Below are 12,832 nucleotides of genomic sequence, written 5' to 3'. Positions count from 1 at the left end.
GGCCAGTGGATCAGCGGGCATGCGTTGCCGTTGCTGATGGCTGCGGGGGCTGCGGGGTTGGTGGTATTGACCCGGAGGCGCGGGGCCTTCGAGCCTGCTTCTGCCTGATGGATTTTTGGGGCCGCTTTGCGGCCCATCGCGACGCAAGGCCGCTCCCACATTTGATCGGCGTACGCTGCACCTTTGTGGGAGCGGCCTTGTGTCGCGAAAGGGGTGCAGAGCGCCCCCAGCAATCGCCGCTACAACATCTTCTCCAGGCCAACCGCCTTGCTGATCCAGGCATTGAACCGTCGCCACATCCCACCCGGTTCGGATGTCAGCATGCGCCGCCTGCCGTTTTCCTCGGTCACCCACACTATCTGGTTACCCACCAGCGTCGGCTGGTAGCTCAATGCCGGGGCCATGCCCTGTACCGCCAGCGCGCGGGTGTACTCGGCCAGTTCCGGGCTGTCCACCAGCACCCCGACCTCGGTATTCCACAACACCGAACGCGGGTCGAAGTTGAACGAGCCGATGAAGGTCTTGCGCCGGTCGAACACGATCGCCTTGCTGTGCAGGCTCGAGTCCGAGCTGCCATGGAAGCTCACCCGGTGCCGGGCGCTGGGGTCGCCGGGCTGGCGGCGCAGCTCGTACAACTGCACGCCGTGCTCCAGCAGCGCCCGCCGATACGGCGCATAGCCGCCATGCACGGCCGGCACGTCGGTGGCTTCCAGCGAGTTGGTCAGCAGCTTGATCGAGATGCCCGCGTCGGCACTGTGGGTCAGGTACAGCAGGCCGGATTCGCCGGGCACGAAGTACGCCGATACCAGGATCAGCTCGTGTTGCACCTTGCTCAAGTCAGGGGCCAGTTGCTGGGTCAGCAGCAGTTGCGGGTCTGGTTCGTCATCGGCCAGCACTTTACTCGGCGCATCCCACAGCGCCTGGGCATGGGCCCAGATCAGCTCGTTGCGCCACACATCCAGGCGCGGCTGCGACTGGTAGGCCATCAAGCGGTCATACAGGGCTTTGCGCTGGGTCCTGGCCTCGGCCAGCGACACTTCCAGGCGGTGGCGGCTGGCGCGCAGGTCACCGGCATCCGGGTCATGCCAGAGGAAGTCGGTAATCGGCCGGCTCAGGGCGCTGTTCCAGTATTGATCGAAACCGTGGCCGAGCTGTTCGGCCACCGGGCCGACGCCCAGCAAGTCGATGTCGGTGAAGTTGAGGTTGGGCTCGGCATCGAAATACTCATCGCCCAGGTTGCGCCCGCCGACGATGGCCATGCTGTTGTCCACCAGGAACAGCTTGTTGTGCATGCGCCGGTGCTGGCGCGACAGGTTGAACAGGCGGCCCACGGCGCGCGTCACGCCGGTGCTGCGGCCCAGGTGCAGCGGGTTGAATACGCGGATCTGGATGTTCGGGTGGGCATCGAGGGTGCCCATGATGACGTCCAGGCCGTCGCTGGTGGTGTCGTCGAGCAGGATGCGCACACGCACGCCACGGTCGGCGGCGCGCAGCAGTTCATGCACCAGGGCGCGGGTGCTGAGGCCATCGTGGACGATGTAGTACTGCAGGTCGATGCTCGCCTGGGCGTTGCGGATCAGTTCGGCGCGGGCGCGGAATGCCTCGTTGCTGTTGGGCAGCAGGCGAAAGCCCGAGCGGCCGCCGTAGGGCGCGGCCTGGCGCAGTACCGAGCGGCCGAAGGCTGAGTCGTTGGCGGGCAGCGCCTGGCTGGTTTCGCGGGGCGTGCCGACGCTGGCACAGCCGGCAAGGCCGAGCAGCAGCACCAGCAGCAGAGGCAGGGCTCGCTGGAGTCTCAAGGGTGGATCGTCCTGTGCAGCTAAGGCTTAAGGGGTTGGACCGTGGTGGGCGGCGCAAAGTTACGTGCCGGCGCTTTCTTCATCCAGTAGACGAAGGGCGGTTTCACCAACCTTGCGCACGGCGGCTTCGATCTGCGGTGTCGGCCGCGCGGCGAAGTTCATGCGCAGGCAGTGGCGGAACTTGCCCGAGGCCGAGAAGATGCTGCCCACGGCAACCTGCACGTCCTGCTCCAGTAAAGCCCGGTTCAGGCGCAGCGTATCGAAATTTTCCGGTAGTTCTACCCAAAGCATGAAGCCGCCCTGGGGCCGGCTGATCCGGGTGCCCGCCGGGAAATAGCGGGTCACCCAGTCACTCATCAGGTCGCGGCTACGCTGGTACTGGCTGCGCATGCGCCGCACGTGGGGCTGGTAGTGCCCGCCGGCGATGAAGTCGGCAATGGCCAACTGCGGCTGGCTGGCCGTGCTGCCGGTGCTGATGTACTTCATGTGCAGCACCCGCTCCAGATAACGCCCGGGCGCCACCCAGCCTATCCGCAGGCCGGGGGCGAGGGTCTTGGAGAATGAGCTGCAGAGCAGCACGCGGCCATCGTCGTCGAACGACTTGAGGGTGCGCGGGCGCGGGTAGGTGTAGGCCAGGTCGCCGTAGACATCATCTTCCAGGATGGCCACGTCGTAGCGCTGGGCCAGGCTCAGCAGGGCCTTCTTGCGGGCCTCGGGCATGATATAGCCGAGCGGGTTGTTGCAGCTGGGGGTGATCTGGATGAGCTTGATCGGCCACTGCTCCAAGGCCAGTTCCAACGCCTCCAGGCTGATACCGGTGACCGGGTCGGTGGGGATTTCCAGGGCTTTCATGCCCAGGCCTTTGAGAGTCTGCATGGCGCCGTGGAAGCTGGGGGAGTCGACCGCGACGATATCGCCCGGCTCGCACACCGCGCGGATGCTGCATGACAGCGCCTCATGGCAGCCGGTGGTTATCACCAGGTCCGCCGGGCCCAGGCGGCAGCCGGAGTCGAGCATCAGCCGGGCCACCTGTTCGCGCAGGGCCAGGTTGCCGTGGATGTTGTCGTAGTACAGGCCGGGCATGTCCTGCCGCCGGCTCAGCTGGGCGAGGCTGCGCAGCAGTGGCTTGAGGGTGGGGCTGTCGATGTCGGGCATGCCGCGGCCGAGCTGGATCACGCCCTGGCGTGGGGTGCTGCGCACCAGTTCCAGCACCTGCTCCCATTGCGAAATGTCCACTGGGCGCTGGGCCGGGCGGCTGACGGCGGGCAGGGCCGGCAGGTGGCGGTGGTCGTTGACGAAGTAGCCGGATTTGGGCCGGGGCGAGACCATGCCGCTGTCTTCCAGCATGCGGTAGGCCTGCTGCACGGTGCTCAGGCTGACCCCGTGCTCCACGCTCAGAGCGCGTACCGACGGCAGGCGCTGGCCGGGACGGTACAGGCCCTGTTCGATACGGGCGCCAAGCAGTTCGGCGAGGTTCAGGTAAAGGGTCACGGCATACTCCTGCGTTGCTTTGGCATAGCGACCGGTACAGTTGCGGTGAAAATACAGCATTCAGTCGGCCGACGGCCAATTCTGTATGGGAATAATAAGGCTGTATTGGATCTGTATTGCCGGTGCTGCCGACGCGCATGCTTTCTCCACGGTATCGACTGAACGAGAGGATGCGGTGATGGGTGGCATGAGCGATGTGCGCTTGCAACTGTTGGCCAAGGAGCTGGAAGCCGGGCAGCAAGCCAAGGTGTTCAACGCGCCGGAAGGGTTGGGGCGTTGGGGGCTGATGCTGCATCGCTGGCATACCCGCAGGGCGCTGCTGCAGTTGACCGATGACGAGTTGCGCGATGTCGGGCTGAGCTGGGAGCAGGCCCTGACCGAGGGGCGTAAGCCCTTCTGGAAGGACTGATGCGATCTTTGTGGGAGCGGCCTTGTGTCGCGAAAGGGCCGCACAGCGGCCCCAGGATATTTGCATCACTGCATGAATTGCCGGGGCTGCTTCGCAGCCCTTTCGCGACACAAGGCCGCTCCCACAAGGGGCAGTGTGCAGCTTTCAGATCAGCTCTTTCAGGTGATGCCACAGCATCCCCAACGCCAGCAGCGGTGAGCGCAGGTGCTTGCCGCCGGGGAAGGTGATGTGCGGCACCTTGGCAAACAGGTCGAACCGCCCGCTTTCCTGGCCGCTGATGGCCTCGCCCAGCAGGCGTGCGGCCAGGTGGGTGGCGTTGAGCCCATGGCCGGAGTAGGCCTGGGCGTAATACACGTTCGGCTGGCTGGCCAGGCGGCCAACCTGCGGCAGGCGGTTGGCGCCGATGCCGATCATGCCGCCCCACTGGTAGTCGATGCGCACATCGGCCAGTTGCGGGAACACCTTGAGCATTTTCGGCCGCATGTAGGCGGCGATGTCCTTCGGATCGCGGCCTGAATAGTGGCACGCACCGCCGAACAGCAAGCGGTTGTCGGCGGATAGCCGGTAATAGTCCAGTGCCACCCGCTGGTCACACACTGCCATGTTCTGCGGTAGCAGCGAGCGAGCGCGCTCTTCGCCCAGCGGCTCGGTGGCGATGATGTAGCTGCCCGCCGGCAATACCTTGCCGCCCAGCTCGCGGTTCAGGTTGTTGTGGTAGGCGTTGCAGCACAGCACCAGGGTCTTGGCGCGCACCCGGCCCTGGGCGGTGTGCACCTGCACCTGCGGGCCGTAGTCGATGCGGATGACCTCGGACTGCTCGAACAGCTTCACGCCCAGGCGGCTGGCCACGGCCGCTTCGCCCAGGGCCAGGTTGAGCGGGTGCAGGTGGCCGGAGCCCATGTCGACCAGCCCGCCCACGTAGCAGTCAGCGCCGACCACGCTGTGGATATCGTCCTTGCCCACCAGGCGCAATTCATGGGCGTAGCCCAGGCTGCGCAGTTCTTCGGCGTCTTCGGCAAAGCCCAGCAGCTCGGCGGGTTTGTTGGCCAGGTCGCAGTAACCCCAGGTCAGGTCACAGGCAATGGCATGCTTTTCGACCCGCTCGCGGACGATCTGCACGGCTTCCAGGCCCATCAGCTTCATGCTGCGCACGCCTTCCTCGCCGATCACCGGGAGGAATTGTTCCAGACCGTGGCCGACGCCACGGATCAGCTGCCCACCATTGCGCCCGCTGGCGCCCCAACCGAGCTTGCGGGCTTCCAGCAGGATGACCGAGAAGCCGCGTTCGGCCAGTTCGATGGCCGTGTTCAGGCCCGAGTAGCCGCCGCCGACGATACACACGTCGGCGCTGTGCTCGCCTTGCAGGAAGGAATGGTCAGGGTGTGGCGCGCTGCTGGCGGCGTAATAGGAGGCGGCGTGCTGCGCGCTGTGGATCATTGGGCAGGTCCTGAGGCTGGTGGGCTGAGGGGAGGAGGATAAGCCGGGGTAGGGTGGTGGGCAACAAGACGAGGGCTGCGCACTCGTTCGCGGGTAAACCCGCTCCCACAGGGACAGCGCAATGCCTGGTGCATCCACAATCCTGTGGGAGCGGGTTTACCCGCGAATGGGCCTATAATCGAACTTATCTATTTAGCTTTGTACCCAGCCATGTCCTGCAACCGCCACAAGATCCACTTCCTGCGCGAACTCATCCCTTCATTCGAGTGCGAACCCGGCTGCCACGATTGCTGCGGCCCGGTCACCACGTCGGCGGAAGAAATGGCCCGCCTGCCGCGCAAGTCCCAGGCCGAGCAGGATGCCGCCCTGGAGCGCCTGGACTGTGTGCACCTGGGCCCCAACGGCTGCACCGTGTACGAGGAGCGGCCAATGATCTGCCGCCTGTTCGGCACCACGCCGCGGCTGGCGTGCCCGCGCGGTCGTGGCCCTGAACAGATGATCGACCCCGCCGCCGAGCAGTTGGTCCACCAGTTCATTGCCACCACCCGCCAGGTGCTGGTCTAGCATCAGTCCGGGATCGGCAGGCAAAGGCTCTCCTTCACCTCTTCCATCACGATGTAGCTCTTCGATTCGCGCACATGCGGCAGCTTCAGCAGGATGTCGCCGAGCAGCTTGCGATACGAGGCCATCTCGGAAATACGCGCTTTCACCAGGTAGTCGAAGTCACCTGAAACCAGGTGGCATTCCAGTACGTGGGGCAGCTTCAGCACCGCACGGCGGAACTCTTCGAAGGTGTCGCCGGACTTGTAGTCCAGGCTGATTTCCACGAACACCAGCAGGCTGCCCTTGAGGTGCTGCGGGTTCAGGCGGGCGTTGTAGCCCATGATGATGCCCTCGCGCTCCAGGCGGCGGACGCGCTCGGTGCAAGGGGTAGTGGAAAGCCCGACTTTCTCGCCCAGTTCGGTGAAGGAAATACGCCCGTCGTTCTGCAGGATACGCAGGATGTTACGGTCGATCTTGTCCAGTTCACGCTTGCTCTGGTGCTGGGTTCTCATAGGGGATGCCCCTCCGTGAAAGGCGATTTTGCCGAGAATTCTCGCCAATAATAGGCTTTTATATAGTGAATTGCACTGCCCTCAAATTCCTATACTGCGCGCATTCATGCCATTTCAATAAAAGTCTGCGGCGCGCCGCGTGCGAGGGATAAAACGATGCGAGTTCTGGTACTTGGTAGCGGTGTGATCGGAACCGCCAGTGCCTACTATCTGGCCCGGCAAGGTTTCGAAGTAACGGTGGTCGATCGCCAGCCGGCGGTGGCCATGGAAACCAGCTTTGCCAACGCCGGCCAGATCTCGCCCGGCTATGCCTCGCCCTGGGCCGCCCCTGGCGTGCCGCTGAAGGCCATCAAGTGGCTGCTGGAGCGCCACGCGCCCCTGGCCATCAAGCTCACCGGCGACGTTGACCAGTACCTGTGGATGGCACAGATGCTGCGCAACTGCACCGCCAGCCGTTACGCGGTGAACAAGGAGCGCATGGTGCGCCTGTCCGAGTACAGCCGTGACTGCCTCGACGAGCTGCGCGCCGAAACCGGTATTGCCTACGAAAACCGCAGCCTGGGAACTACCCAGCTGTTCCGTACCCAAGCCCAGGTAGATGCCGCGGCCAAGGACATTGCCGTGCTGGAACAGTCCGGCGTGCCTTACGAGCTGCTCGACCGCGACGGCATTGCCCGCGTCGAACCGGCCCTGGCTGGCGTCAAGGACATCCTGGCCGGCGCCCTGCGCCTGCCCAACGACCAGACTGGCGACTGCCAGCTGTTCACCACCAAGCTGGCCGAAATGGCCGTGAAGCTGGGCGTGGAGTTCCGCTTCGGCCAGGACATCCAGCGCCTGGACTTCGCGGGTGACCGCATCAATGGTGTGTGGATCGACGGCAAGCTGGAAACCGCCGACCGTTACGTGCTGGCACTGGGCAGCTACTCGCCGCAGATGCTCAAGCCGCTGGGCATCAAGGCCCCGGTGTACCCGCTGAAGGGGTACTCGCTGACCGTGCCGATCACCAACGGCGACATGGCCCCGACCTCGACCATTCTCGACGAGACCTACAAGGTAGCGATCACCCGTTTCGACAACCGCATCCGCGTCGGCGGCATGGCTGAAATCGCCGGTTTTGACCTGTCGCTGAACCCGCGTCGGCGCGAAACGCTGGAGATGATCGTCAACGACCTTTATCCTCGCGGCGGTGACCTGAGCCAAGCAAGCTTCTGGACCGGCCTGCGCCCGGCGACCCCGGACGGTACCCCGATCGTCGGTGCCACGGCGTTCCGCAACCTGTTCCTGAACACCGGTCACGGCACTTTGGGCTGGACCATGGCGTGTGGCTCCGGTCGCCTGCTGGCCGACCTGATTGCGCGCAAGAAGCCGCAGATCAGTGCCGAAGGCCTGGACATTTCCCGTTATGGCAACAGCCCGGAAGTGGCCAAGCACGGGCAGACTGCGCCGGCTCACCAGCAGTAAGTCTGCCTGTACCGGCCTCTTCGCGGCTAAAGCCGCTCCCACAGGGATCGTATGTTCCCGGACATTGTGTGGTCCCCTGTGGGAGCGGCTTCAGCCGCGAAAGACCCAAAACCGATTTCAACCCGAACCACCATAAGGCATGCCGCCATGCGTCCCGCCCGCGCCCTGATCGACCTCCAGGCCCTGCGCCACAACTACCGTCTGGCCCGTGAACTGACCGGTGCCAAAGCCCTCGCCGTGATCAAGGCTGACGCCTACGGCCACGGTGCCGTGCGCTGTGCCCTGGCCCTGGAGGCCGAAGCCGACGGCTTTGCCGTGGCCTGCATCGAAGAAGCGCTGGAGCTGCGTGCCGCCGGTATCAAGGCCCCGGTACTGCTACTCGAAGGTTTCTTCGAAGCCAGCGAACTGGCCCTGATTGCCGAGCACGACCTGTGGTGCGTGGTGCACTCGCTGTGGCAGCTGGAAGCAATCGAAAAGACCCAGGTGCACAAGCCGCTCACCGTCTGGCTCAAGCTCGACAGCGGCATGCACCGTGTCGGCCTGCACCCCAAGGACTACCACGAGGCCTACCAGCGCCTGCTGGCCAGCGGCAAGGTCGTGCGCATCGTGCTGATGAGCCACTTCGCCCGCGCCGACGAGCTGGATGCCGACGCCACCGCCCAGCAGATCGCCGTGTTCGAAGCCGCCCGCCAAGGCCTGGCCGCCGAGTGCAGCCTGCGCAACTCGCCAGGCGTGCTGGGCTGGCCGCAGGCCCCCAGCGACTGGGTGCGCCCGGGCCTGATGCTGTACGGTGCCACACCGTTCGAAGTGGCCCAGGCCGAGGCCGAACGCCTGCAGCCGGTGATGACCCTGCAATCGCGGGTGATCAGCGTGCGCGAACTGCCCGCCGGCGAACCGGTGGGCTATGGCGCCAAGTTCGTCAGCCCACGGCCAACTCGCGTTGGCGTGGTCGCCATGGGCTATGCCGATGGCTACCCGCGGCAGGCGCCCAACGGTACTCCGGTGCTGGTCGCCGGCAAGCGCACCCAACTGATCGGCCGGGTGTCGATGGACATGCTCAGCATCGACCTGACCGATGTGCCGGAAGCCACCGTCGGCAGCCCGGTCGAACTGTGGGGCAAGCATGTGCTGGCCAGCGAAGTGGCCGCGCACGCGGGTACCATTCCCTACCAGATTTTCTGCAACCTCAAGCGGGTACCGCGGGACTACATCGGCGAATGACACGCTGAAGCGGACAGGTTGAAGGGCGGTGTGTTGTAAATACTGAACGGCATTGCCATGATATCGTTCACATCCACCCCCTTTTCCACCGTTTCAGGAGGCTCCAGCTTTGGACGTCGGCGAACGACTGCAAGCCATCCGCAAGCTCAAGGGCCTGTCCCAGCGTGAACTCGCCAAGCGTGCCGGCGTGACCAACAGCACCATCTCGATGATCGAGAAGAACAGCGTGAGCCCGTCGATCAGCTCGCTGCGCAAGGTGCTGAGCGGCATTCCCATGTCCATGGTCGAGTTCTTCTCGGTCGAGCTGGAACCTGAAAGCCCCACGCAGATCGTCTACAAAGCCCATGAGCTGATCGACATCTCCGACGGTGCGGTGACCATGAAGCTGGTCGGCAAGTCGCACCCCAATCGTGCCATCGCCTTTCTCACCGAGGTGTATCCACCGGGTGCCGACACGGGGGCCGAAATGCTGACCCACGACGGCGAAGAAACCGGCATCCTGCTTGAAGGCCGCCTGGAGCTGGTGGTCGGCAACGAGATCTTCATCCTTGAAGAGGGCGACAGCTACTACTTCGAAAGCACCCGCCCGCACCGCTTTCGCAACCCGTTCGACCGGCCGGCGCGGTTGATCAGTGCGGCGACGCCTTCAAACTTTTGATCCAGCGCAGTGCATTGATTCGGCAATACCCCTTTCCCGTGTAGGGTCGTTTCACGGCCTCTGGGTTCCCGCTATACTTTTCAACGCTCGCCGATCCGTGGCCGCGAGCGTGATTAGCCACCATGAGGGTGTTCGCGTGAACCAAATCAAGAAGATGCTGGCCGTACCAGCAGCCGTATTCGCCCTCTGGGCAATGAGCGCAACCGCTGCGACCAATGATGACATCGCCAAGCGCCTGGAGCCGGTTGGCCAGGTGTGCGTCCAGGGCCAGGAGTGCAAGGGCATGGAAGTGGCCGCTGCCGCAGGTGGCGGTGGTGCCAAGACGCCGGACGAGATCATCGCCAAGCACTGCAATGCCTGCCATGGCTCCGGCCTGCTCGGCGCGCCGAAGATTGGCGATACCGCAGCGTGGAAGGAACGCGCCGACCACCAGGGCGGCCTGGATGGCATCCTGGCCAAGGCCATTACCGGCATCAACGCCATGCCGCCGAAAGGCACCTGCGCGGATTGCTCGGATGACGACCTGAAAGGGGCGATCAAGAAGATGTCCGGGCTGTGAGAGACAGCTGAATTGCATGAGGCCCGCCATTGATGGCGGGCTTTGTTTTTTGTGGTGCCTGTGCCGGCCCTTTCGCGGCTAAAGCCGCTCCCACAGGTACAGCACAAGACTCGCACAGGCAACCAACCCACCAAAGCCCATGTCCAACCCCTGAACCCATGGATGTCTCAGGAGGCCCCGATGCACCTCTGCTCCATCGACCAGGCCGTCGAGCAAGTCCTGTCGCGCCTGCCAGCCCACATCCACATGGGCCTGCCGCTGGGCCTGGGCAAGCCCAATGCCTTCGTCAACGCCCTCTATGCCCGCGTACGCGAGCTTCCCGAGCGGCAACTGACCATCTACACCGCCCTGTCCCTCGGCCGCCCATCACTGGGCGATGGCCTGCAGCGGCGCTTTCTGGAGCCCTTCGTCGAGCGCGTTTTCGCCGATTACGAAGAACTCACCTACCTCGCCGACCTGCGCAACGACAGCCTGCCGCCGAACATCCGTGTGGAACAGTTCTTCATGCAGCCCGGCAGCCTGCTGCACAGCGTGTCGGCCCAGCAGGGCTACATCAGCAGCAACTACAGCCACGCCGCGCGCGACATCAACGCCAAGGGCCTGAACCTGGTCGCGCAGCTGGTGGCCGCCACCCCCGAGAGGCCCGTGCACCTGAGCCTGGCCTGCAACCCTGACATCACCCTCGACCTGCTGCCGATGATCGCCAAGCGTCGCGCCGCCGGCGAAACCATCCTCATGCTCGGTCAGGTGCATGCCGAACTGCCTTACATGCCGGGTGACGCCGAGCTACCCATCGATGCGTTCGACCTGCTGATCGATACAGCCGAGCAACGCCGCCTGTTCTCCACGCCGAACATGCCGGTCAACACCCAGGACCATTGCATCGGCCTGCACGCCAGCAGCCTGGTACACGATGGCGGCACCCTGCAGATAGGCATTGGCGCCATGGGTGACGCGCTAACTGCTGCACTGCTGGCGCGCCAGGGCGACAACGCCGGCTATCGTGCCGTGCTCGACGCGCTGGATATCGGCCCGTGGCAAGCGCTGATCGAACGGGAAGGAGGCCTGGATACCTTCGCCCAGGGCCTGTACGGCTGCAGCGAAATGTTCGTCAACGGCCTGCTGGCGTTGGCCGATGCCGGCCTGTTGCGGCGCCCGGCGGATGAGCAGGGGGCAGCAGTGCTGCATGGCGGCTTCTTCCTCGGCCCCCAGGCGTTCTACCAGCGCTTGCGCGACATGCCGCTGGAACAGCGCGCACGGTTTGCCATGACGCGTATCAGCTTCATCAACGAGCTGTACGGGCAGGAGGAACTCAAGCGTCGCCAACGCCGCGATGCGCGCTTCATCAACACCGTGTTCGGCATGACCCTGCTTGGCGCCGGGGTGGCCGACCAGCTGGAGGATGGCCGGGTACTCAGTGGCGTGGGCGGGCAGTACAACTTCGTCGCCCAAGGCCATGCGCTGGAGGGCGGGCGTTCGATCCTGCTGCTGCGCAGCTGGCGTGAGGCGGGCGGGGAGGTAACCTCGAACCTGTTCTGGAACTATGGCCATTGCACCATCCCCCGGCACCTGCGCGATATCGTGGTGACCGAGTACGGCATCGCCGACCTGCGTGGGCAGACCGACAGTGAGGTGATTGCGCGGTTGCTGGCGGTATGCGATTCGCGGTTCCAGCAGGGGCTGATCGAGCAGGCCAAGGACGCCGGCAAGCTGGCCAGGGATTTTCAACTGGAGGCGCGCTTTACCGACAACACGCCGCAGCGGCTGGAGGCGATCAGGGCGCGGCACTTGCGGTTGTTCCCGGAGTATCCGCTGGGCACGGACTTTACGGCTGAAGAACGGGATTTGCTGCGGGCGCTGAACTGGCTGAAGAGCAAGTTCAAGCTGAGCGAGGTGCTGGAGCTGGGCAAGGCAGCGCTGGATGCGCCGGGGCCGGAGGGCTATGCGAGGCACCTTGCGCGGATGCAGCTGGACCAGCCGCAGGGGCTGAAGGAAGAGCTTTACCAGCGGTTGCTGCTGGCGGGCTTACAGGCTGCAAAATAAGCGCTCGGACATACTGTCCCCTGTGGGAGCGGGTTTACCCGCGAATGCGATGGCGCATCCCAAATCGCCTTCGCGGGTAAACCCGCTCCCACAGAGATCGCGTAGCGGCCTTATTCGATGAAGGACACCACACCACCTTCCAGCGACTTCACCCGGGCCAGCGATTCAACGCGGTAGCCCTGGCTGTCCAGCTCGGCACGGCCGCCCTGGAACGACTTCTCGATCACGATACCCAGGCCGGCCACGGTAGCGCCGGCTTGCTTGATGATCGAGATCAGCGCCTGCGACGCCTTGCCGTTGGCCAGGAAGTCGTCGATCACCAGTACGCGGTCGCTGCTGTTGAGGTGACGTGGCGAGATGGCCACGGTGTTCTCGGTCTGCTTGGTGAAGGAGTATACCGAGGCGGTCAGCAGGTTCTCGGTCAGGGTCAGCGACTGGTGCTTGCGGGCGAAGATCACCGGCACGCCCAGCTTCAGGCCAGTCATCACCGCCGGGGCAATGCCCGAGGCTTCGATGGTGACGATCTTGGTCACGCCCGCGTCCGCGAACAGGCGGGCGAACTCGTCACCGATCAGCTGCATCAGCGCAGGGTCGATCTGGTGGTTGAGAAACGCGTCGACTTTGAGAACCTGATCGGAAAGCACGATGCCTTCTTCGCGAATCTTCTGATGCAGTGCTTCCACTGTGGTATTCCTCGATGTA

Annotated in this window: 13 protein-coding genes; 8 read left to right on the top strand and 5 right to left on the bottom strand. The window is 64.4% G+C overall.

Annotated features, from left to right (window positions below; all coding sequences use genetic code 11):
* Window positions 1-108 (top strand): hypothetical protein (locus tag J5M71_RS29355; RefSeq protein WP_243434321.1); only part of this gene is annotated, 108 nt, incomplete at its 5' end.
* A 131-nt stretch (window positions 109-239) separates the two neighbouring features.
* Here the strand turns inward: J5M71_RS29355 and J5M71_RS23470 are convergent.
* Window positions 240-1,796 carry a phospholipase D family protein gene (locus tag J5M71_RS23470; RefSeq protein ID WP_207837562.1) on the bottom strand — a complete coding sequence of 519 codons (1,557 nt, stop codon included), beginning with the start codon at window positions 1,794-1,796 and terminating at the stop codon, window positions 240-242.
* A gap of 60 nt (window positions 1,797-1,856) precedes the next feature.
* Complete coding sequence (locus tag J5M71_RS23465; RefSeq protein ID WP_207837560.1) at window positions 1,857-3,287, bottom strand: PLP-dependent aminotransferase family protein; 1,431 nt, start codon at window positions 3,285-3,287, stop codon at window positions 1,857-1,859.
* Window positions 3,288-3,465: 178 nt separating this feature from the next.
* Between J5M71_RS23465 and J5M71_RS23460 the strand changes: the two genes are divergently transcribed.
* Entirely contained in the window at window positions 3,466-3,696 is a 231-nt protein-coding gene (locus J5M71_RS23460) for a DUF1127 domain-containing protein (protein WP_063912221.1), read from the top strand.
* 144 nt (window positions 3,697-3,840) lie between these two features.
* Here J5M71_RS23460 and J5M71_RS23455 read toward each other — a convergent pair whose 3' ends face one another.
* Entirely contained in the window at window positions 3,841-5,133 is a 1,293-nt protein-coding gene (locus J5M71_RS23455; RefSeq protein WP_207837558.1) for an FAD-binding oxidoreductase, read from the bottom strand.
* 210 nt (window positions 5,134-5,343) lie between these two features.
* Here J5M71_RS23455 and J5M71_RS23450 point away from each other — a divergent pair, with 210 nt between their 5' ends.
* A complete protein-coding gene (locus J5M71_RS23450) occupies window positions 5,344-5,697 on the top strand; it encodes a YkgJ family cysteine cluster protein (RefSeq protein WP_186684038.1) in 354 nt (117 codons plus the stop codon).
* Window positions 5,698-5,699: 2 nt separating this feature from the next.
* Here the strand turns inward: J5M71_RS23450 and dadR are convergent, their stop codons facing one another.
* Entirely contained in the window at window positions 5,700-6,188 is a 489-nt protein-coding gene (gene dadR, locus J5M71_RS23445) for a transcriptional regulator DadR (RefSeq protein ID WP_003258963.1), read from the bottom strand.
* A 156-nt stretch (window positions 6,189-6,344) separates the two neighbouring features.
* Between dadR and dadA the strand changes: the two genes are divergently transcribed.
* The 5 genes from dadA to J5M71_RS23420 all read left to right on the top strand — a co-directional run bounded on the left by dadA (window position 6,345) and on the right by J5M71_RS23420 (window position 12,130).
* On the top strand, window positions 6,345-7,649 hold the full coding sequence (dadA, locus tag J5M71_RS23440) for a D-amino acid dehydrogenase (protein WP_063912219.1): 1,305 nt from the start codon (window positions 6,345-6,347) through the stop codon (window positions 7,647-7,649).
* Window positions 7,650-7,796: 147 nt separating this feature from the next.
* Window positions 7,797-8,870, top strand: a complete 1,074-nt coding sequence (alr, locus tag J5M71_RS23435; RefSeq protein WP_063912218.1) for an alanine racemase — start codon at window positions 7,797-7,799, stop codon at window positions 8,868-8,870.
* 109 nt (window positions 8,871-8,979) lie between these two features.
* On the top strand, window positions 8,980-9,528 hold the full coding sequence (locus J5M71_RS23430; RefSeq protein ID WP_013974777.1) for a cupin domain-containing protein: 549 nt from the start codon (window positions 8,980-8,982) through the stop codon (window positions 9,526-9,528).
* A gap of 154 nt (window positions 9,529-9,682) precedes the next feature.
* Window positions 9,683-10,087 carry a c-type cytochrome gene (locus J5M71_RS23425; RefSeq protein WP_038408395.1) on the top strand — a complete coding sequence of 135 codons (405 nt, stop codon included), beginning with the start codon at window positions 9,683-9,685 and terminating at the stop codon, window positions 10,085-10,087.
* Between the two features lie 180 nt (window positions 10,088-10,267).
* The gene (locus J5M71_RS23420) at window positions 10,268-12,130 is read left to right on the top strand and encodes an acetyl-CoA hydrolase/transferase family protein (protein ID WP_207837555.1); all 1,863 of its coding nucleotides are present in this window, start codon (window positions 10,268-10,270) and stop codon (window positions 12,128-12,130) included.
* A 110-nt stretch (window positions 12,131-12,240) separates the two neighbouring features.
* On the opposite strand, the gene J5M71_RS23415 is transcribed toward J5M71_RS23420, so the two are convergent.
* Window positions 12,241-12,813 (bottom strand): xanthine phosphoribosyltransferase, encoded by a 573-nt coding sequence (locus tag J5M71_RS23415; protein WP_003253535.1) that lies wholly within the window; start codon window positions 12,811-12,813, stop codon window positions 12,241-12,243.
* Between the last annotated feature and the right edge of the window lie 19 nt (window positions 12,814-12,832).

This window comes from Pseudomonas sp. 43(2021) (assembly GCF_017490805.1).
Lineage (GTDB): Bacteria > Pseudomonadota > Gammaproteobacteria > Pseudomonadales > Pseudomonadaceae > Aquipseudomonas.
Note: the sequence above shows the minus strand (reverse complement) of the source record. Positions and strands in the feature narration are given on the sequence as shown.

Coding starts and splice junctions, on each gene's coding strand:
- J5M71_RS23460 (WP_063912221.1), top strand. CDS start 3,466: ATGGGTGGCATGAGCGATGTGCGCTTGCAACTGTTGGCCAAGGAGCTG.
- J5M71_RS23455 (WP_207837558.1), bottom strand. CDS start 5,133: ATGATCCACAGCGCGCAGCACGCCGCCTCCTATTACGCCGCCAGCAGC.
- J5M71_RS23450 (WP_186684038.1), top strand. CDS start 5,344: ATGTCCTGCAACCGCCACAAGATCCACTTCCTGCGCGAACTCATCCCT.
- dadR (WP_003258963.1), bottom strand. CDS start 6,188: ATGAGAACCCAGCACCAGAGCAAGCGTGAACTGGACAAGATCGACCGT.
- dadA (WP_063912219.1), top strand. CDS start 6,345: ATGCGAGTTCTGGTACTTGGTAGCGGTGTGATCGGAACCGCCAGTGCC.
- alr (WP_063912218.1), top strand. CDS start 7,797: ATGCGTCCCGCCCGCGCCCTGATCGACCTCCAGGCCCTGCGCCACAAC.
- J5M71_RS23425 (WP_038408395.1), top strand. CDS start 9,683: ATGCTGGCCGTACCAGCAGCCGTATTCGCCCTCTGGGCAATGAGCGCA.
- J5M71_RS23420 (WP_207837555.1), top strand. CDS start 10,268: ATGCACCTCTGCTCCATCGACCAGGCCGTCGAGCAAGTCCTGTCGCGC.